Below are 20,073 nucleotides of genomic sequence, written 5' to 3'. Positions count from 1 at the left end.
GTCAGACCCCTTCCAGCTGGCTGTGGGTCTGGTCCCGGCCGCCGATCCGGCGCAGCAGCAGTGCCAGCGCCAGGCCCACCAGGACGAGGATGACGGCGATCGCGCTCGCCGGGCCCATCAGGTTGGCCATGTATCCCCTCTTGTACATGTCCAGCGCGAGCACCCGGGTGGTGTCGCCGGGGCCGCCCGCGGTGAGCACGAAGATCAGGTCGAAGAAGACCAGAGAGCCCGCGACCATGAGCGTCGACGACGTGATGATCGTGTACTTGAGCTGGGGCAGGGTGATGCTGAAGAACATCCGGACCCGGCCGGCGCCGTCGAGCTCGGCGGCCTCGTACATCGAGCGCGGGATCTGGCGCACGCCACCCTGGTAGATCAGCGAGTGGAACGGGATGAACTGCCACGACACCACGAAGATCACGACGCTGAAGGCGAGGACGGGCTTGCCGAGCCAGTCCTGCACGAGGATCGGGATCCCCAGTCCGGCGCCGAGCCCGAAGTTCGGGTCGAGCAGCGCCTTGAACGTGATCGCGATGGCGGCGGAGCTGAGCAGCAGCGGGACGAAGTACACCACCGAGAGCACCGCGCGATAGCGCTGGAAGCCGGCCAGGAACGTGCCGAGCAGGATGCTCGCCGGCGTCTGCACCGCCCACGACAGGGCGGTGACCAGGAACGTCACCCACAACGCGTGCGGCAGCCCGGGATCGGTGAGCACGGCGCGCCAGCTGTCGAAGCCGGACATGCGGATCTCGCCGAGCCCGTCCCAGGTCGTGAAGCTGAGCCAGAACACCCCGATGAGCGGAATCACGCCGAAGGCGACGAAGAACAGCAGTGCCGGCAGGGCCAGCCAGGCCAGGCCGCGTCCCTGACCGCCCGGCGTGGCGGTCAGGGACGCGTTCCCCCCGGCGGGGGTCGGGGTGACAGTCACTTGCCGATGACCTCGTTGAGGTTGCTGGCGAACTGCTGCGGCGTGACCGACATCTGGAACAGCTTGGCGATGTTGTCCAGCAGGACCTCGGCCGCGGTCGGGCTGAGCGCCTGGTCCCAGGACTGCTGGAAGGACTTGGCGTTGCTGGCGGTGTCGTAGACGAACTTCTGCCACGGCGCGTCCGCACCGGAGCCGAACTGGGCGTCGACGCCCTTGACGATCGGCACCTGGGTGATGCCGACCCAGTCCTTGGACTGCGCGTCGGAGTTCATCTCCGTGAGGAAGAACTTCTTGGCGATCTCCTTCTCCTCGGCCGTCGCCTTGGAGGAGATCGACATGTACTGAGCCGGGTTGCCCACGGTGTTGCTGGCGTCGCCCTTGCCGCCCGACACCGGCGGGAAGTTCATGTAGCCGAGGTTGCCGCCGGTGACGAAGTCGCCGCCGTCCGCCTTCATCGACCCGTACGTCCAGCCGCCGTGCAGCATCATCGCGGCCCTGCCGGTGTAGAGCAGCGCCTGGTCGGCGTTGGAGTCGGCGGTGATCGACGAGAAGCCCTTGACGAAGCCGTTCGCCTTGATCAGCTCCTGCATCTTGGTCAGGCCGTCGATGGCGGCCGGGTTGTTCCAGGCGTCCTTCTCGCCGTCGTAGATGGCCTGGAAGACCTCGGGGCCGCCGATGCGGTCGAAGAGGAACTCCAGCCACATCATGTTCGTCCAGCGCGACTGCCCGCCGAGCGAGAACGGCGCGATGCCGGCGCCGTTGAACTTCTTGACGAGGTCCATGATGTCGCCCCACTCCTGCGGGGGCTGCGCGCCGACCTTCTCGAAGGCCCTCTTGTCGTAATACAGAACGATCGGCGTCACGGACTCGACCGGCACCGCGTAGATCTTGCCGTCGACCGTGGCCGCGCCGAAGGAGGACGGGAACAGCCGGTCCTTGTAGGCCGCGTTCTGGTCGAACCACGAGGTGAGGTCGTCGACCTGGCCGGCCTGCACGTAGCTGCGCAGGCCGCCGCCGCCCCAGCCCCAGATGATGGTGGGGGCCTCACCCGCGCCGATGGCGGTCTTGATCTTGGTCTTGAAGGCGTCGTTCTGGAAGGTCGTCGTCGTGAGCCCGCCGCTCGGGTTGGCCTTGTTGAAACGCTCTACCGCGCGCGTGCGCACGCCTTCGTTGGGCTGACCCGTGAGGTACCAGTAGGTCGCCTTGCCCCCTGCGCCGCCACCCGTGCCGGTGGTGCCGGTGCCCCCACCGGCGCCCGTTTGGGTGGGTCCGGAGCTGCCACAGGCCGCCAGGGCGGCCCCCAGGGGAAGGCCCATGGAGAGGCTAAGGAAGGTACGGCGAGAGGTTGTCCTGGGCTCCACGCTGATCTCCGTAACTGAACGCCGGGGGGTTGGCCGCGCGGCTCCTGAATCGTCGGATGGGGTGGGCGGCCGGCCGGGGGAGCCGACGCCTGCGCTTCTCCTTCAGAGTGAGCTTGTCGAAACATTTGCGACATGCCGCGTGGTCCGCCAATCTAAGTTTCGGGTCTGTACCTGTCAAGACCCACCGGACCTGGCGCTCTCCCTGTTCACAAAGGGCCTGTGTAAAGTACTCTGGCGCGGCGTTCAACTGGTCATCTGGTGCCGAGGAGGTCTCGCTCACAGGTCACTCACAACGCCGAAACATTTCGAAAACATCACGGTGGACATCGCCTTGAAGGAGCAGCAGATGACGGCTGTAGATCGGACGCCCGCGGTGGACGGTGTGCTGCGTCCGTGGCAGGACCCGACCATTTCCGTGGCCGACCGGGTCGATGCCCTCCTTCAGGAGATGACCCTGGAGGAGAAGGTCGGCCAGCTCGGCAGCCGGTGGATCGGCAACGACATGCGGCACGAGCCGGTGGACGACGACGCCGAGACGTTGAACGTCGCGCCGATGCAGGACGTGTTCGCGGCCTCGGGGACGGTTCCCTTCGACGAGGCGATCCGCCACGGGCTTGGTCACATCACCCGGGTGCACGGCAGCGCCCCGGTGACGGCGCAGGAGGGCGCGGCCGAGGTGGTCCGGCTGCAGCACGCCGTCGTCGAGCGGTCCAGGCTCGGCATCCCGGCCATCGTGCACGAGGAGTGCCTGACCGGGTTCACGACGTACGGGGCGACCGTCTATCCCGCGGCCATCGCGTGGGCGGCGACGTTCGACCCCGGCCTGGTGGAGCGGATGGCCACCGCGATCGGGCGGGACATGGCGGCCGTGGGCGTGCACCAGGGCCTGTCGCCGGTCCTGGACGTGGTGCGCGACTACCGGTGGGGGCGGGTCGAGGAGACGATGGGCGAGGACCCGTACCTCGTCTCGATGCTCGCCGCCGCCTACGTGCGCGGGCTGGAGAACGCCGGGGTCATCGCCACGCTGAAGCACTTCGCCGGATACTCGGCCTCGCGGGCGGCCCGCAACCACGGCCCCGTTCCCATGGGGCGGCGCGAGCTGATGGACATGATCCTGCCGCCCTTCGAGACGGCCATCGCGCTCGGCGGCGCGCGCTCGGTGATGAACTCCTACTCCGACGTCGACGGCGTGCCGGCCGGGGCGGACCCCTGGCTGCTGACCGAGGTGCTGCGTGAGGAGTGGGGCTTCACCGGGACCGTCGTGTCGGACTACTGGGCGGTCCCGTTCCTGGCGACCATGCACAAGGTCGCCGCCGACACCGAAGAAGCCGGCGTGCGGGCGCTGAGCGCCGGCATCGACGTCGAGCTGCCCGACACGCTCGGCTTCGGGCAGCACCTGGCCGAGCGGGTGCGCAGCGGGGAGATCCCCGAGTCGCTGATCGACCGGGCGGCACGCCGCCTGCTCACCCAGAAGGTCCAGCTCGGCCTGCTCGACCCCGACTGGACGCCGGAGAGGTCCGTGGCCGGGGCCGCCGCCGTGGACCTCGACTCACCGGGCAACCGGGCGCTGGCGCGTGAGCTGGCCGAGCGGTCGATCGTGCTGCTCGACGCCGGTGACGCGCTGCCGCTCCGTCCCGGGCTCCGGCGGGTCGCGGTCATCGGGCCGTGCGCCGACGAACCGCGGACGTTCATGGGCTGCTACTCCTACCCCAACCACGTGCTCACCCGCCACCCCGGCCTCGGGCTCGGCGTCGAGGCGCCCAGCCTCCTCGACGCGCTGCGCGCCGAGCTGCCGGACGCGGAGATCGTCCACGAGCGGGGCTGCGACGTGCGGGGCGAGGACCGCTCAGGGTTCGCCGCCGCGGCGGCCGCGGTCCGCGGGGCGGACCTGTGCGTGGTGGCCGTGGGCGACCTCGCCGGGATGTTCGGCCACGGGACGTCCGGGGAGGGCTGCGACGCCGACGACCTGCGGCTGCCCGGGGTGCAGGAGGACCTGCTGACCGAGCTGGCCGCCACCGGCACGCCGGTCGTCGTGGTCGTCGTGTCCGGCCGCCCCTACGCGCTGGGCGAGGCGCACGAGCTCGCCGCCGGGCTGGTGCAGGCGTTCATGCCGGGCGAAGAGGGCGGCGCCGCCATCGCCGGCGTGTTGTCCGGCCGGATCCAGCCCTCCGGCAAGCTGCCCGTGCAGATCCCGCGCGGGCACGGCGGCCAGCCGGGCACCTACCTGCAGCCGCCGCTGGGCGCCGACAGCCAGGGCATCAGCAACCTCGACCCGACGCCGCTGTTCCCGTTCGGCCACGGGGCCTCCTACACCACGTTCGAGGTCGACGACCTGCGGATCAGCGACGCCGAGGTGCCGACGGACGGCGAGTTCACGGTGAGCGTACGGGTGCGCAACACCGGCGAGCGGGCCGGCGACGAGGTCGTCCAGCTTTACCTGCACGACGTCGTCGCCCAGGTGACCCGGCCGGTCCGGCAGCTGACCGGTTTCGCGCGGGTCCCGCTGGAGCCTGGAGCCGAAACCCGCGTGAGCTTCCGCGTGCACGCCGACCGGACGGCCTTCACCGGACGCGACCTGAGGCGCATCGTAGAGCCGGGGGACGTCGAGGTGTTCGTCGGCAGGTCGGCGGCCGACCTGCCGTGCCGGGGCGTCGTGCGCCTGACGGGTGCGACGCGGATCGTCGGCCACGACCGGCGCCTTGTCACCCCCGTAGCGGTCGATGAGTAGGAGGGAATTGATGGCGGCCAGTCCCAGACGCGCCACGCTGGCCACCGTCGCGGCCTCGGCCGGCGTGTCGGTGGCGACCGTGTCCAAGGTTCTCAACGGCCGCAGCGACGTGGCGCCGGCGACCCGGACCCTGGTGGAGTCGCTGCTGCGGGAGCACGACTATGTCGCGCTGTCGCCGCGCCGAGGCGAGACCGCCGTGACGGACACCGTCGAGGTGCAGTTCGACGACGACTTCAACGCCTACTCCACGGAGATCATCCAGGGCGTGGTCTCGGCCGGGGCCGAGCTCGGCGTCGGGGTCGTCGTCAGCGTCAGGAAGAAGATCGACCACCCGGCCGCGTGGGCCCGCCACCTGGCCGACGCCGGGCGCCGGGCGCTGATTTCCGTCACGTGCCACGAGCTGACCACGCGGCAGCTGACCGCTCTGTCCCGCGTTCAGCTGCCGCTGGTCATGATCGACCCGCTCAATCTGCCGGATACCAGCGCGACCAGCGTCGGCTCGACCAACTTCGCCGGTGGGGTTGCCGCGACCCAGCACCTGCTCTCCCTCGGGCACCGGCGCATCGCCTACTTCGGCGGCCCCACCACCGCGGCCTGCAACCAGGCGCGGCTGCACGGCTACCGGGCCGCCATGGAGGCCGAAGGGGCGCCCGTGCTGCCCGGCTTCACGCGGTTCGGGCAGTTTCGCTACCAGGTCGGACTGGAGCACGGCGCGGCCGTGCTCGGCCTGCCTGAGCCGCCGACGGCGATCTTCGCCGGCTGCGACGAGATGGCGCTCGGTGTCATGGAGGCCGCCAGGGCGCGGGGCCTGCGCATCCCTGAGGACCTCAGCATCGTGGGCTTCGACGACACCCAGATCGCCCGGATGGCCTCGCCGCCGCTGACCACCGTACGCCAGCCGCTGCGGGAGATGGGCGGCGTCGCCCTGCGCACCGCGCTGCGCCTGGCGGCCGGGGAGCGGGTCGACTCCCACCACGTCGAGCTGGCCACCGAGCTGATCGTCCGCGGCTCCACGGCGGACGTGACCTGCTCAGAGCATGCCTGAGAGGCCTCCGGCCGGGTAAGACGTCCTTGATCGGGGGTGGGACGTCATGCGGGGCGAGGAGGGGGCGCAGACCGGCCCGCTACGAGACCGGGACGCGGGACCGCCGGACGGTCCGTCAGAGGACCGTGCCGGAGGGCCGCCGTGCGGCACGCCGGGTGTGGATGAGGAGATGCTCGGCGGGTTGCTGCGTGCCAACCACCTGGCCTCGCTGGAGGACCTGCCCGCCCTGGTCGCCGAGTTCGCCGGCCGGGCCGGGCTCGCGCACGCCATGCTCTACGTGGCCGACCTGCAGCAGCAGTTCCTCGTGCCGCTGCCGGGCCAGCGCGACGAGGCCGGCAACCCGCTGGAGCGCATCCCCATCGACACCACCGTCGCCGGCAAGGCCTTCCGCGGCGTGGAGCCGGTCCAGGCCCGCACCGCCACCGCCGCGGCCGAGACCGGCGAGCCCTTCGACGACGGGCCCCGGCGGTTGTGGATGCCGCTGCTGGACGGCACGGACCGGATCGGCGTGCTCGGCGTGATCGTCCCCCACGCCGGCGAGGCCGTCCTGGTGGGGGTGAGCCGGCTGGCCGCCCTCGTCGCCCTGCTGATCGAGAGCAAGCGCCCCTTCAGCGACGTGTACGCCCAGCTCGTGCGGACCAGGCCGATGGCCCTGTCCGCCGAGGTCTTGTGGAACCTGATGCCCGGCGCGACGTTCGCCAACGACCGGGTCGTGGTCAGCGCCGCGCTGGAGCCGGCGTACGAGGTGGGCGGCGACGCCTACGATTTCGCGCTCAACGGCGACGTGCTACGGCTGGCGATCTTCGACGCGATGGGACACGACACCTCGGCCGGACTCACCGCCACCATCGCCATGGGCTCCTTCCGCAAACACCGCCGTGAGGGGGCCGACGTCCTGGCCGCGGGTGAGGCCATCGACGAGGCGATCGCCGACCACTTCATCGCCACCCGGTTCGCCACCGGCATCCTGGCCGACCTGGACACCCGTACCGGGCGGTTGACCTGGGCCAACCGAGGCCATCCCCCGCCGGTGGTGCTGCGCCGCGGCCAGCCGGTCGCCACGCTGGACGGTGTGTTCGGCACGCCGATGGGGCTCAGCCTCGGGCTGCCCACGGAGCTCGGCCGTTACCAGCTGGAGCCGGGGGACCGGCTGCTGCTCTACACCGACGGCGTGATCGAGGCCCAGGATCCGCAGGGCGAGCTGTTCGGGCTGGAACGTTTCATCGACTTCGTCATCAGGCGAGAGGCCGACGGCGTGCCGGCTCCCGAGACGCTGCGCCGGTTGATCAACACCATCCTCGACCACCAGCACGGCTGGCTCCAGGACGACGCCACGGTGCTCCTGGTGGAGTGGCGCCCCGGAACGGCGACGCGCGATGGAGTCCGTGACTACTTGAAGAGTGCCTGATCGCGGCACCGCACAAGAGCGGCGACCCGCCACGCCAATCGCCTACAACCAGTGGAGTACGCCGGATGCGGTGCTCGCGCTCCTCCAGGCGCACCCTGAAATGCGCCCCGTGCCCGATGCCGCGAGCCTTGGAGTGAGAGAGCGTGGACTCCTCAGGCAGAAGGGGGGCGATGATGATGTATCCGGATCTTCAGGGCAAGGTGGCGCTGGTCACCGGCGGTTCAGGCGGCATCGGCCGGGAGACCGCCAAGGTCTTTGCCGAGCAGGGCATGCGGGTCGCCGTCAACGGGCGTGATCCCGCCGCCATCGACTCCGCCGTCAAACACGTCGGTGACGCGGCCATCGGTGTGGCCGCAGACGGCACCGACTTCGCGGCCGTGGAAGCGATGCGCGAGGAGGTGGAGCGGCGGCTCGGCCGCGTCGACGTGCTGGCGATCTTCGCCGGTGGCGGCACTGGCATGCCGCGACCCATCGATCAGATGAGCGAGGATGACTGGCACGCCACCGTGCATGCCAACCTGACCTCGACGTTCCTGGTGCTGAAGAGTTTTCTGCCGGGGATGCGCGAGCGCGCGAGCGGCTCCATCATCACGATGTCGTCGCTGGCCGCCCTCACCCCGACCGGCGCCTCGGCGGCCTACACAGTGGCCAAGGCCGGTGTCGTCGCGCTGACCAGGCAGTTGGCGCACGAGCTGGGGCCCGTGGGGATCCGGGTCAACGGCGTCTCCCCCTCGACGATCATGACGGAGCGGCTGGAGGGCCGGATGCCGCCGGAGTTCAAGGAGCGCATGCTGGCCGAGCATCCGCTCGGACGGCTCGGCACGCCGCTCGACGTGGCCAACGTGACGGCCTTCCTCGCCTCTGACGCCTCCTCGTGGATCACGGGGCTTACGATCGACGTGGCGGGCGGCAAATGGATGCCGTGAGCCCCCGGCACCGAGGTTGGCGAGGGTCTTCCCGGCGGCCGATGCCCCTGCGCGAGTTCGCTCAGGGATCCCGATAGTACGCAGCCGGACGAAGCCGGCGACCGAACCGATAAGGATCATCGCCGGTCAGTGCTCGCGATCACATCACGGATGAACGAACCCACCAGGCGAGGCAGCCCACGCGGATCGGCCACCAAATCCTCGACAGCATCGAATCTGTCACCGGACGATGGCACACTGTGACGGTGACCAAGCCCAGGTACTTCAACACCACCGGACCGTGCCACCCCCGGGTCCACTACGTGTTGCCGTCGCAGCCCCGGCTGCCGGAGGCTCGCCGGTTGATCGACCTGGATCGCTTCTTCGTGATCCACGCGCCACGTCAGTCGGGCAAGACGACCTTGCTCCATTCACTGGAGCATGAGCTCACCCAAGAAGGCGCCGCCGTGGCGGTGACGATCTCCTGCGAGGCGGCCTCTGTGGCGGGCGACGACTACGCGGCCGCGGAGTTGATCCTGCTGAACGAGCTCCGGTGGTCCACCGTCTCGGTGCCCGACCCCTGGCCTGAGGCCCCACCGGGTGGACGGCTGGGCGCCGCTCTTCAGGCGTGGGCAGCTCAGTGCGAGCTCCCGCTCGTGCTGCTCATCGACGAGATCGACGCGCTGAGCGGGGACAGCCTGAAAGCGGTCCTGCGGCAACTACGCACCGGCCACAACAATCGATCCAGAGGCGTTCCGTTCGCCAACTCCGTGGTGTTGTGCGGGCTGCGGGACGTGCGCGAATACAAGATCGCCTCAGGCGGCGACCCCACCCGGCTCGGCGCGATCAGCCCCTTCAACATCTCGGTCAAGTCGCTTCGCCTGGGCGACTTCACTCGGGAGGACATCGAGGAGCTGTACGGCCAGCACACCGCCGCGACGGGACAGGAGTTCACCAAGGAAGCCCTCGCTGCGGCCTGGGATTACACCCGCGGACAACCCTGGCTGGTCAACGCCCTGGGTTGGGAGATCACCTTTGAGATGCGGGTCCCTCCAGAGGAGCCGATCACCGCCGAGCACATGGAGCAGGCCAAGGAACGACTCATTCGCGCCCGCGCCACCCACCTGGATTCGCTCGTCGCCAAGCTGCACGAACCCCGGGTCAAGCGCGTGATCGAACCTGTGCTCGCCGGCATGCCGGTCGACCTCGATGAAACCTTCGAGGACGACTTCTCCTACGTGCGTGATCTCGGCCTGGCGGCCCGGGGGCACGTGCTCGAAATCGCCAACCCCATCTACCGCGAGGTCATCCTGCGCGTGCTGGGTAGCGGCGCGGAAGCCATCATCCGGGAGGATCCGCGGTCTTTCGTCCTCCCTGACGGCCGTCTGGACCTGCTCAAGCTGTTGCGTGAGTTCACCGCCTTCTGGAAGCAACACGGCGAGACGATGGTCCGTGGCGCCAACTACCACGAGGCCGCATGCCAGATCATCCTCATGGCCTACCTGCACCGGATCGTCAACGGCGGCTTCCTCGACAGGGAATACGCGGCGGGCAGCGGGCGGCTGGACGTCTACCTGCGCTGGCCGTACGGCGGGCGGCAGGTGCAGCGGGAGGCCATGGAGCTCAAGGTGTGGCGGCCTGGCCAGCGGGATCCAGCGGAAGAGGGGCTCGCGCAGCTCGACCGCTATCTGGACCGGCTCGATCTCGACAACGGCTACCTGGTGATCTTCGATCGCCGTCCTGAAGCGTTGCCGATGGAGGAGCGCGTGCAGTTCGATCAGGACCACACCGCGGCGGGGCGGCAGGTCACCGTTCTGCGAGCGTGAGGGTGTCAGTCCCGGTTTGTCTGGAGCTACGGCGCGAGGAGATCCGATCCAGGATGATGGAGTCCATGCGCAAGCTCGGCTCCAACCTCGCCCGCGTCGCCCTGCTCACCGGTCTCTGCGCCGAGCAGGTCAACGCGGTCGGCGGTGTCCGGGAGGACTGATCAACGCGCCGCCGATGGTAGCCGGGAGCCGAGCCTCGCATTGCTAGCTGGGCCCATTGCTGTAGGCGGCCGCCTGAATGCTGAAGAGCTGGGCGTACGGGCCGTTCGCCGCCATGAGCTCCTCGTGGGAGCCCTGTTCGGCGATGGTGCCGTCGGCGACCACGATGATGTGGTCGGCCATGCGCACGGTGGAGAAGCGGTGGGAGACCAGGACAGTGATCCCGTCGCCGGCGGTCCGGGTCGTCGCGGTGAAGCGCTCGTAGAGGTCATGCTCGCTGGCCGGGTCGAGGGCGGCGGTGGGCTCGTCGAGGATCAGCACCTCGGGCTTGTCCCGCATGAGCGCGCGGGCCAGGGCCAGGCGCTGCCACTGCCCCTGCGACAGCTCCACACCGTCGAAGAGGGGCCCCAGCTGGGTGTCCACGCCGTTCGGGAGCCGCTCCACGAAGTCGGCTCCTGCCGCGTGCAGCGCCTCCCCGACCTCGTCCATCCGGGACAGGTGGCCGATGCCGACCGCGTGCCGGACCGGGAGCTGGAACTTGACGAAGTCCTGGAATGCGGCGGAGGTCCGCTGCCGCCAGGCGGCCAGATCGGTCGCGGCGAGGTCCTGGCCGTCCACCCTGACCGTGCCGGACACCGGCTGGTACATGCCGGTGAGGAGCTTGACCAGGGTCGTCTTGCCCGCGCCGTTCACGCCGACCAGGGCGACGACGCTGCCCCGGCGCAGGTGGAAGCTGACGTCACGGAGAACCGGGTCTTTGGAGCCGGGATAGGCGAAGCTCACGTGGTCGAAGGTGATGCCGCCGCTCGTGGGTTCCCTGTCGCCTGTCGGGCCGTGCGCGGCGGCGTAGTCGTGGAGCCACGCGTAGTGCTCGGTGACCTGCCCGGTCTGGATGATGCGGCCGATCTGCTCGACCGCCTCCTGGATCTGCCCGCGCAGCCGGGCACCCAGGACCAGGACCAGGACCGCGTCACCGAGCGTGGCCAGGCCGCGGGCGGCGAGATCCGCGGTGATGGCCAGGACGAGGAGATATCCGGCGCCGAAAATAAGCCAGCCCAGGGTGTTCCAGCCGCTCGCGCCCAGCCGCGCCCGGGAGATCAGGGTGGCGTGCCGGTCCCAGGCACGGGCGGCCTCCTCGTCGATCGCCGCCGCCGCGCCGCTGACCCGCAGCTCCTTCGCCGTGCTCGCCTCGGTGCACATGCGGTGCAACATCTCCTCCAGGCGGCTGTGCCGGGCGGCCTCCTTCTCCGCCTCCCGCAAACGGCGCAGCGTCCGGGAGTTGATCCACAGCGGCACCAGGGCCAGCGGGGCGAGCAGCGCCAGCCAGGGATCGACCGCAACGAGCAGCCACACCGACAGGGCGATGCTGATCACCCCGGCCACCGCCGCCGACAGGCCCAGTGCCAGCTGCGCCAGGGTCCGGGAGCCGCGGCGGAGCAGGAAGATGCGGTCCAGGTGCTCGGGATGCTCCAGGTGCGCCACGCCGGGCAGGCCCGCGACCAGGCCGAGGATCTCGTCGTTGACCAGGATGTCGACGCGGAGGACCAGCTCGAGCATGAGATTGTGCAGGACCGTACGGCCTGCGGTGGACGCGGTGTAGGCCGCCGCACCCAGAACGCCCGCCGCCAGCAGGCCGCCGACGGTGCCCAGGCCCGCCGCGTCGACCAGCCAGCGCTGACTCAGCGCGAGAAGGGCGACGGCCGCCGACTGGGCTGCCACGAGCACGGCGACCAGCAAGGTGATCCGTGGACTTGCCTGCCAGGTGAGCCGGAGGGTACGCCGGAGGACCTTCATCCACTCTCCACGAATCGGGCGGCCTGGAGCTCGAACATACGGGCGTAGTGACCGCCCGCCGCCATCAGGGAGTCGTGGTCGCCCTCCTCGAGAATCGTGCCGCCACGCATGACGACGATCCGGCTTGCGTGCCGTACCGTCGACAGCCGGTGCGAGATCAGCACGATGGTGGCGCCCTCCACCCCGGAGACGACGTCGCGATTGAAGTCGGCCTCCGCGCGGACGTCCAGGTGCGCGGTGGGCTCGTCCAGGACGATCAGGTCGCGGCCGTGGCTCGCGGCGAAGAAGATGCGGGCCAGCGCCAGGCGCTGCCACTGGCCCCCGGACAGATCCACGCCGTCGTGCACCTCGCGGCTGACCACGGTCTCGATCCCGTGCGGCAGGTGGCCGCCGTCCCATCCCGCCCTGTGCAGGGCCCGCTCGATGCCCGCACGGTCGTCGCGATGCTCGGGTGCGCCCATGGCGACGTTGTCGGCCACGGACAGCGGATAGCGGTTGAAGTCCTGGAACATCACGGCCATCCGGCTCGGGTCGGAGACGACGTGGCCCGCGCCAGGCTCGTACAGCCCGGCCATCAGTTTGATCATCGTGGTCTTGCCGGCGCCGTTGTCGCCGACGATGGCCAGGACCTCGCCGGGCTCGATCCGCAGGTTCAGGCCGTCGAGGACGGTGCCGGAGTCCGGATAGCCGAAGGACACGTTCTCGAACCGGACTCCCGCCCCGGGCTTCGGCCTGACGAGCTGCGCGGGTGCGCGGGCGGCGAGGGAGTCCATCGCCCGTACGGCGCCGAGACCCGTCTCGATCTCGTACTCCTCCATCCCCATCGCCGTCATGCCGAGCACCACGAAAGAGGCCACCAGGCAGGTGACCAGCTCGCCCCGGGTCAGGGCGCCCTGCTGGACGGCGAGGCCGAGCAGGAGGAAGGCCAGCAGGACCGCGCCGAACGACAGCAGGAAGGCCAGCCGCTGATGCAGGAGGATCTCCCGGCGGGTCTGCCAGATCACCGACGCCAGGTGCCGGGCCTGGGCGGTACGCTGCCGCACCGCCCAGCCCGCCAGGCCGAAGACGCGGATCTCCTTGCCCGCCGTGCCGCCCGCACTCACCTCCGACCAGTAGTCGGTCTGCCTCCAGGGCCGCGCCTGGATGTACACCAGCTTGTGGAGGCGGAGCTGCTGGCGCCGGACGATGGAACGGACGGTCAGCGCCGCGGCCAGCAACGCGAACGCCGTGACGGGCGAATGGACGGCCACCACGCCGGCCGCGAGGAACGCCCCGGTCATCCTGGACATGAGCACGACCTGCGCCACCGCGGCGGAGCCCGCTGAGAGGTGCTGCCACCCGCCCAGGTTCGACGCGCGGGACAGATCGTCGGCGTAGGCGGGGTCTTCCAGATGGGCGATCCCGTGGGGAGCGCTCGCCATGCCGCGGAGCCTGCGGCGTATCTCGCCGTCCACCCGCGTGGCCGCCACCTGCCGGAACGCCTCCTGGGCCGCGACCGCGAGCCCTTCCGGGATGAGGAGGACGGCCAACGCCGCCAGGGCCGCTCGCGCATCGCCCTCGGCCATCCGCGTGATCAGCCGGCCGCTGGCCAGCGCGAGAAGCGTCGGCAGCGCGGCCAGGCACACGCTGATCGCGCCGAGGACGACGGCATGCGACGCGGTCAGCAGCTGGAGCAGCCGTAATCGCTCCCGAACGAATTGGGCCAATGCCCCCACCCTGCGCTCCTTCCGACCGCGTGAAAGGTAAGGGCTTTCCTGCCGCTGTGGCAAGTGAGTTTCGAGCGCCGTTCACCCCGCTGGAGGACTCGGCCCGGGTGGCATTCCCGGACTCCCGCGTCTCGGCGCGACGGCGGGCGGTGACCGGGCCCGAAGCCTCCAGAGGACTCCTCAGGTTCCACCTGCGGGACGGGCATCACCTCCGGTTTCGCGCTCTGCGGCACATGCAGCTCCGGGACCGTTGACCGATCGGCCGGGGCTTTATGGGTGAGGACCGCATATGTCCCGCATGTTTCGCGACGATAGATCTGACTTTTAATTCTTGTCAACAGAAGTCCGCTGATATCCGAAGTAAGGTAGTGCGCATGCCAAGTGGAGCACAGGGTCAGGTTCCGGGGGCGGGCGCGCTGCTGGCCATCCTCAGGGACGGGCAGGCCCGTACCCGCGGGGAGCTCGCCCAGCTCACCGGTCTGTCCAGGTCCACGGTGTCGCAGCGGCTGGACGGGCTGATGGACCACCGCTGGGTGGTGGCCGGCGAGGGCTCGATCTCCTCAGGGGGCCGGCCCGCCACGATGTTCGCCTTCAACGGGGGAGCGCGGGTCGTGCTGGCGGCCGATCTCGGCGCCACGCATGCCCGCCTGGCCGTGCTCGACCTCGGCATGACCGTGCTCGCGGAGCGGGCCGTGGAACTGCCCGTCGACCAGGGTCCCGAGCGCACACTCGGCTGCGTCGTGGACGCCTTCCACGAGCTGCTCGCCGCGACGGGCCGCGAGCCGGTGCAGGTGTGCGGGGTGGGCGTCGGCCTGCCGGGGCCGGTCGAGCACGCCTCGGGACGGCCGGCGAACCCGCCGATCATGCCAGGCTGGGACGGCTTCGCCGTGCCGGAGTGGCTCGGCGCGCGGCTGGGCGCTCCCGTCCTGGTCGACAATGACGTGAACATCATGGCGCTCGGCGAGCACTGGGCCGCGCGGCCGGAGGCCGATCACTTGATCTTCATCAAGATGGGCACCGGCATCGGCTGCGGCATCATCTCCGGCCGCCGGCTGCACCGGGGCGCGCAGGGTGCGGCGGGAGACGTCGGCCACGTACGCGTGCCGGCCTCGGACGCGCCGTGCCGGTGCGGCAACACCGGCTGCCTGGAAGCGGTGGCCGGCGGCGCGTCGATGGCGGCGGCGCTGCGTGCCGCCGGAGTCGAGGCGCGGGGCAGCAGGGACGTGGTGGCGCTCATGCGGGCCGGCGACCTCAGGGCCACCCGGCTGGTCAGGCAGGCGGGCCGCGAGGTCGGCACCGTCATGGCATCGATCGTGAACTTCTTCAACCCGTCGATCATCGTGATCGGCGGCGACCTCGCGGAGGCGGGGGAGCAGGTGCTCGCGGGCGTGCGGGAGACGATCTACAGCCGGTCGCTGCCCCTGGCCACACAGCATCTCGGCATCAGGGTGAGCGAGCTGGGTGACCGGGCGGGCGTGATCGGCGCCGCCGTCATGGTGGTCGAGCATGTGCTCTCGCCCGACACGATCGACCGAATCGTCACCAAATGACCGCCATTGACCGCGTCACGCGGGCGTAGTACCAATGAGATCGTTCCTGGCTCACGCGGCGGTGGCATGCCGGCGAGGGCCGGGCACGGATCCGCAGTGACGTGGTCGGCGCACGCGTCCTTCAAGGAAGGGAAACCCCGCGTGAGCCACCTCCATGAGCACGAAGAGGCGCTCGGTCGCCGCTTAGGACTCAACCGCCGCCAGTTGTTCGCGGCCACCACCGGCGTCGCCGCCGCGGCCGCCATCCCGCTGGCCCAGCCCGCGCAGGCCGCCACCCGGCAGCCGCTGATCCCGCCGGGCAAACGCGGCATCATCCTCTACACCGTCCGCGACGCGATCTCCCGCGACCCGGCCTCCACGCCCCTGCCGTCCGGCTTCCGCCGGGTGCTGGAGACGCTCGCCGACATCGGCTACAAGCAGGTCGAGTTCGCCGGCTACCGCCAGCACGCCGGCTCGGAAGGCGGCGCGAACCTGGAGAGCGTCGCGGGCGCCCAGCTGCTGCGTGCCTGGCTCGACGACAACGGGCTCGAGGCCGAGGGCAACCACGGGTTCATCCCCGGTTCGTGGCCGCTGAGCACCGCCGACCTCGACCGGTTCAAGCAGGTCCTGGAGATCGCCAACATCCTCGGCCTGGGGCACGTGGGCACCGGCGCCGATCCCACGAACAGCCCGTACAAGAGCGACTGGGACGTCGCGGCGGAGAAGTGGAACGAGCTGGGCCGGATCGCGGGCGAGGCCGGGATCAAGCTCTACACCCACAACCACGACGCGGCGTACGCGTTCCTGCTGGACAGCGGCCCGCTCGACGCGCAGGGACGGCCCACCCGGTCCTCCGGGGTGCGCAAGCTGGAGTACTTCTTCGGGATCAGCGACCCCAGGTTCGTGCACTTCGAGATGGACATCTTCTGGGCGCACGTCGCCCAGTACAAACACCGCACCTTCACCGCGCCCGACGGCTCGACGCAGACGAGCATCTTCGACCCGCTGGCCACCGTGCGCGCACGGGAGCTGCGGTTCCCGCTGTTCCACGCCAAGGACGGCACGTCCAACCCGGCCGTGCCCAACGGGTACGACATGGTGCCGTTCGGCACCGGCGACATCGACTACCGCCGCTTCTTCGCCCGGCTGCGGCACATGGGCTTCCACAACCCGATGTACGAGCAGGACAACGCACCCGGGGCCGACCCGGCCCAATCCCTGCGGTACGCGGAGCTGAGCTACGCCAACATGGCCGAGTTGCGCGCCTGAACACAGCCGGACCGCTACGTGATCCCCTGCCGTTGCAGCGGCAGGCGCAGCGGTCCGGGTCTCGACACTCCTCCGTCCAAGGAGCAGCATCATCATGCACCTTACCCGAGCGCTGGCGGCCGCCCTGGTGGCCGCCGCGACCCTCGCGTTACCCGCCGCGCCCGCGCGTGCGCAGGACCCGGCCACCGAGTGGTCGAGCTACGAGAAGATCACCCTCACCAAGAACGTGGGCGAGCCCATCGACCTCGCGGTCCTGCCGGACCGGCGGGTCCTGCACACTGCCCGCAACGGCGACATCCGCCTGACCGACCCCGCCACGGGCGTCACGAAGATCATCAACACCATCCCGGTCTACGGCAACTCCGAGGACGGGCTCCAGACGATCGCGATCGACCCGGACTTCGCCGCCAACAAGTGGGTGTACGTCTACTACGCGCCCAAGACCATGACCGCGCCGTACCCGGAGACGACCCCGACCGGCTCGGCCCCCAACTCGCTGCCCGCCGGCGCCGACGACACGTACTGGAACCAGTGGAAGGGCTACAACCAGCTGTCCCGCTTCAAGTGGACGGGCAACGCGCTGGACCTGTCCACCGAGCAGGTCATCATCAAGGTCGAGACGCAGCGCGGGCAGTGCTGCCACGTCGCCGGCGACCTCGACTGGGACGCCGACGGCAACCTCTATCTCGCCACCGGCGACAACACGCCGGCCGGCACGCCCGGCGCCAACGGGTACGCGCCCAACAACGACGCGCCCGGCATGAACCCCGGCTTCGACGCGCGGCGCGGCGCGGGCAACACCAACGACCTGCGCGGCAAGATCCTGCGGTTCAAGGTGGCCGGCGACGGCACGTACACGATCCCGGGGGGCAACCTGTTCCCGCCGGGGACGGACAAGACCCGGCCGGAGATCTTCGTCATGGGGGTACGGAACCCGTTCCGCATCGACGTCGACCCGGCGACCGGCACCCTGTCGTGGGCCGACTACGGGCCCGACGCCGGCGCCGGGGACCCCAACCGGGGGCCCCTGGGCTACGTGGAGTGGAACATCACACCGCTCACCAAGCCCATGAACAGCGGCTGGCCATACTGCACGGGTAACCAGTTCAACTACAACGACTGGGACTTCGCGACCGCGCAGCCGGGGCCGTGGTTCGACTGCGCGGCCGGGCCGCAGAACACCTCGCGCTGGAACACCGGCCTCACCCAGATCCCGGCCGCCGTGCCGGCCGACCTGTACTACGGCGACAACAACACCCACCAGCCCGCCGCATGGGCCGGGCTGACCGACTTCGAGCCGCAGGGCGGCCAGGGGCCGATGGGCGGCCCGATCTACCACTACGACCCGGCGAACCCGGCGGCCGGCAAGTTCCCGCAGTACTGGGACGGCAAGGCGTTCTTCGCCGAGTTCTCGCAGGACTACCTGGCGGCCTTCACCGTCACCTACCCGGACGGGCCCGTGACCGCGCTGGAGCACTTCCTGCCCAACAGCGCGCTGCGGACGGCGGTGCAGCCGATCACCGACAGCCCGATGGACATCGAGTTCGGCCCCGACGGCTCCCTGTACGTCCTGGACTACGGCGACGGGTTCTTCCGCGCCAACCCGGACGCCGGGCTCTACCGCATCGACTACACGCCCGACAACAAGACACCCCAGGCGCGGATGGCGGCCGAGCCGACGTCGAGCAGCGGCGCGCCGCTCACGGTCGCGTTCGACGCGAGCGGCTCGACCGACGCCGAGCCGGGGGCGCTGACGTACGAGTGGGACTTCGACGGCGACGGCACGTTCGACGCCACCGGGGCGACGGCCACGCACACCTACACCGAGCTGGGGCAGTACGTGGCGCGGCTGCGGGTCACCGACTCCGGCGGCCGGGCAGGGCTCACCTCGACCGAGGTCACCGTGGGCAACACCGCGCCCAAGGTGACCGTTCAGACGCCGCCGGACGGGGCGTTCTTCGACTGGGGCGACGCGGTGCCGTACAAGATCGGGGTGTCGGACGCCGAGGACGGGAACACGCCCGTGTGCGGCCGGGTGCAGTGGACGTTCGGGCTCGGCCACGACACCCACGCGCACCCGGAGACCACCGGCACCGGCTGCGCGGGCGCCTGGCCCACCCCGGCGAACGCGCCGGAACACGGCGAGACGGAGAACATCTACGGCGTCGTGGTCGTCACCTACCGCGACAACGGCAATGGCGGCATCCCCGGCGCGCTCGGCGAGGCCGCTCTGGTGCTCAACCCGAAGCAGGCGCAGGCCGAGCACGCCAAACAGAGCAGCGGCGTGACGACCACCCCGGACGACGGCGCGTCCGGCAGGGCGAAGGTCACCTCGTTCGACGCCGGCGACTGGATCGCCTACGACCCGGTCAACTTCACCGGGATCAGCGGGGTGCGGACCAGGGCCACCGGCGCCGGGACGCTCTCGCTACGCTGGGGCTCGGCCACCGCCGAGCCGTTCGCCACCGTCGAGGTGCCGGCCGGTGACAGCTGGCAGACGGTGACGACCTCGTTCGGGGCGGCTCCGTCCGGAAGCGGGCGGCTGTACGTCACCTCGACCGGCGGCGTGGCCGTGGACGTCTTCACGTTCCTCGGCGACGGCGTGGCCGACACCAGCCCGCCCACCGTCACGGCCGCGCTCAACCCCGCCCAGCCGAACGGCCAGAACGGCTGGTACACCGGCAACGTGACGCTCACCGTCACCGCCACCGACGACGGCACCGTCGCGAGCCGTCAGTACTCCCTTGACGGCGGCGCGACCTGGGCCAATGCCAACAACCCCGTGACGCTCAGCGCCGAGGGCGCCAAGGAGGTCCGCTACCGGGCCACCGACAACGGCGGCAACGTGTCCCAGGTCGGCAGCGTCACCGTCAAGATCGACAAGTCAAACCCGGTGCTGACGATGAGCGGGGTCGAGGCCAAGCCGTACGGCGACTCGGCCTCGATCACCCCGGTCCTCACGGCCACGGACGCGGTCTCGGGTGTGGACGCCGTCACCGCCAAGCTCGACGGCACCGAGGTCCCGTCCGGCACGGCGACCGAGCTGTGGACGCTGCCGCTCGGCGAGCACCAGCTCACTGGGACCGCCACGGACAAGGCGGGCCGGAGCAGGACGCAGACGGTGACGTTCTCCACCACGACGTCGTACGCCGACCTGCGGACGCTCGTGGCCCGTTTCGCCAAGAACGGCTCGGTGACCCACAAGGCCGCCGCCGAGCTGCTGAAGCAGCTCGACCTGGCCGAATGGCACGACAAGCGGGGCAGACCGGCGCCGGCGATCGACGCGCTGCAGCAGTTCATCAAGATCGCCGAGAAGCGGGACAACGTCCGGAACGCCACCGTACGCGCCGCCCTCGTCCGGGACGCCCAGGCGCTGATCGCCCGGTTGAAGGAGGTATAGCGACGCGTGGGGGAG

At 70.4% G+C, this 20,073-nt stretch carries 12 protein-coding genes; 8 read left to right on the top strand and 4 right to left on the bottom strand.

Annotated elements, in window-relative coordinates; genetic code table 11:
• Position 1: 1 nt before the first annotated feature.
• Both ACTWQA_RS07785 and ACTWQA_RS07780 read right to left on the bottom strand, forming a co-directional pair.
• Positions 2-928, bottom strand: coding sequence for a carbohydrate ABC transporter permease (locus ACTWQA_RS07785; protein WP_443158583.1), 927 nt, complete (start codon positions 926-928; stop codon positions 2-4).
• Positions 925-2,244 carry an extracellular solute-binding protein gene (locus ACTWQA_RS07780; protein WP_443158582.1) on the bottom strand — a complete coding sequence of 440 codons (1,320 nt, stop codon included), beginning with the start codon at positions 2,242-2,244 and terminating at the stop codon, positions 925-927. The genes ACTWQA_RS07785 and ACTWQA_RS07780 overlap by 4 nt, the downstream gene beginning before the upstream one ends.
• A gap of 391 nt (positions 2,245-2,635) precedes the next feature.
• Here ACTWQA_RS07780 and ACTWQA_RS07775 point away from each other — a divergent pair, with 391 nt between their 5' ends.
• From ACTWQA_RS07775 to ACTWQA_RS07755, 5 genes are all read left to right on the top strand, one after another.
• Positions 2,636-5,017 carry a beta-xylosidase/alpha-l-arabinosidase gene (locus ACTWQA_RS07775; protein ID WP_443158581.1) on the top strand — a complete coding sequence of 794 codons (2,382 nt, stop codon included), beginning with the start codon at positions 2,636-2,638 and terminating at the stop codon, positions 5,015-5,017.
• A gap of 10 nt (positions 5,018-5,027) precedes the next feature.
• Positions 5,028-6,062 (top strand): LacI family DNA-binding transcriptional regulator, encoded by a 1,035-nt coding sequence (locus tag ACTWQA_RS07770; protein WP_443158580.1) that lies wholly within the window; start codon positions 5,028-5,030, stop codon positions 6,060-6,062.
• A 46-nt stretch (positions 6,063-6,108) separates the two neighbouring features.
• Positions 6,109-7,470, top strand: coding sequence for a PP2C family protein-serine/threonine phosphatase (locus ACTWQA_RS07765; RefSeq protein ID WP_443158579.1), 1,362 nt, complete (start codon positions 6,109-6,111; stop codon positions 7,468-7,470).
• Positions 7,471-7,640: 170 nt separating this feature from the next.
• Positions 7,641-8,396 carry an SDR family NAD(P)-dependent oxidoreductase gene (locus ACTWQA_RS07760; protein ID WP_443158578.1) on the top strand — a complete coding sequence of 252 codons (756 nt, stop codon included), beginning with the start codon at positions 7,641-7,643 and terminating at the stop codon, positions 8,394-8,396.
• Between the two features lie 245 nt (positions 8,397-8,641).
• On the top strand, positions 8,642-10,201 hold the full coding sequence (locus ACTWQA_RS07755; RefSeq protein ID WP_443158577.1) for an ATP-binding protein: 1,560 nt from the start codon (positions 8,642-8,644) through the stop codon (positions 10,199-10,201).
• 204 nt (positions 10,202-10,405) lie between these two features.
• Here ACTWQA_RS07755 and ACTWQA_RS07750 read toward each other — a convergent pair whose 3' ends face one another.
• Both ACTWQA_RS07750 and ACTWQA_RS07745 read right to left on the bottom strand, forming a co-directional pair.
• Positions 10,406-12,154, bottom strand: a complete 1,749-nt coding sequence (locus ACTWQA_RS07750; RefSeq protein ID WP_443158576.1) for an ABC transporter ATP-binding protein — start codon at positions 12,152-12,154, stop codon at positions 10,406-10,408.
• A complete protein-coding gene (locus ACTWQA_RS07745) occupies positions 12,151-13,860 on the bottom strand; it encodes an ATP-binding cassette domain-containing protein (RefSeq protein WP_443158575.1) in 1,710 nt (569 codons plus the stop codon). Before ACTWQA_RS07745 ends, ACTWQA_RS07750 begins: the two co-directional genes overlap by 4 nt.
• Before the next feature lie 374 nt (positions 13,861-14,234).
• Here ACTWQA_RS07745 and ACTWQA_RS07740 point away from each other — a divergent pair, with 374 nt between their 5' ends.
• The 3 genes from ACTWQA_RS07740 (at position 14,235) to ACTWQA_RS07730 (ending at position 20,058) form a co-directional block, all read left to right on the top strand.
• Positions 14,235-15,410 carry an ROK family protein gene (locus ACTWQA_RS07740; protein ID WP_443158574.1) on the top strand — a complete coding sequence of 392 codons (1,176 nt, stop codon included), beginning with the start codon at positions 14,235-14,237 and terminating at the stop codon, positions 15,408-15,410.
• A 141-nt stretch (positions 15,411-15,551) separates the two neighbouring features.
• The gene (locus tag ACTWQA_RS07735) at positions 15,552-16,658 is read left to right on the top strand and encodes a sugar phosphate isomerase/epimerase family protein (RefSeq protein WP_443158573.1); all 1,107 of its coding nucleotides are present in this window, start codon (positions 15,552-15,554) and stop codon (positions 16,656-16,658) included.
• A 94-nt stretch (positions 16,659-16,752) separates the two neighbouring features.
• Complete coding sequence (locus tag ACTWQA_RS07730) at positions 16,753-20,058, top strand: PQQ-dependent sugar dehydrogenase (protein WP_443158572.1); 3,306 nt, start codon at positions 16,753-16,755, stop codon at positions 20,056-20,058.
• Positions 20,059-20,073 lie beyond the last annotated feature (15 nt).

Source organism: Nonomuraea sp. 10N515B (assembly GCF_052245915.1).
Lineage (GTDB): Bacteria > Actinomycetota > Actinomycetes > Streptosporangiales > Streptosporangiaceae > Nonomuraea.
This window is presented reverse-complemented; position numbering and strand designations above follow the sequence as displayed.

Coding starts and splice junctions, on each gene's coding strand:
- ACTWQA_RS07780 (WP_443158582.1), bottom strand. CDS start 2,244: ATGGGCCTTCCCCTGGGGGCCGCCCTGGCGGCCTGTGGCAGCTCCGGA.
- ACTWQA_RS07775 (WP_443158581.1), top strand. CDS start 2,636: ATGACGGCTGTAGATCGGACGCCCGCGGTGGACGGTGTGCTGCGTCCG.
- ACTWQA_RS07770 (WP_443158580.1), top strand. CDS start 5,028: ATGGCGGCCAGTCCCAGACGCGCCACGCTGGCCACCGTCGCGGCCTCG.
- ACTWQA_RS07765 (WP_443158579.1), top strand. CDS start 6,109: ATGCGGGGCGAGGAGGGGGCGCAGACCGGCCCGCTACGAGACCGGGAC.
- ACTWQA_RS07760 (WP_443158578.1), top strand. CDS start 7,641: ATGATGATGTATCCGGATCTTCAGGGCAAGGTGGCGCTGGTCACCGGC.
- ACTWQA_RS07750 (WP_443158576.1), bottom strand. CDS start 12,154: ATGAAGGTCCTCCGGCGTACCCTCCGGCTCACCTGGCAGGCAAGTCCA.
- ACTWQA_RS07740 (WP_443158574.1), top strand. CDS start 14,235: ATGCCAAGTGGAGCACAGGGTCAGGTTCCGGGGGCGGGCGCGCTGCTG.
- ACTWQA_RS07730 (WP_443158572.1), top strand. CDS start 16,753: ATGCACCTTACCCGAGCGCTGGCGGCCGCCCTGGTGGCCGCCGCGACC.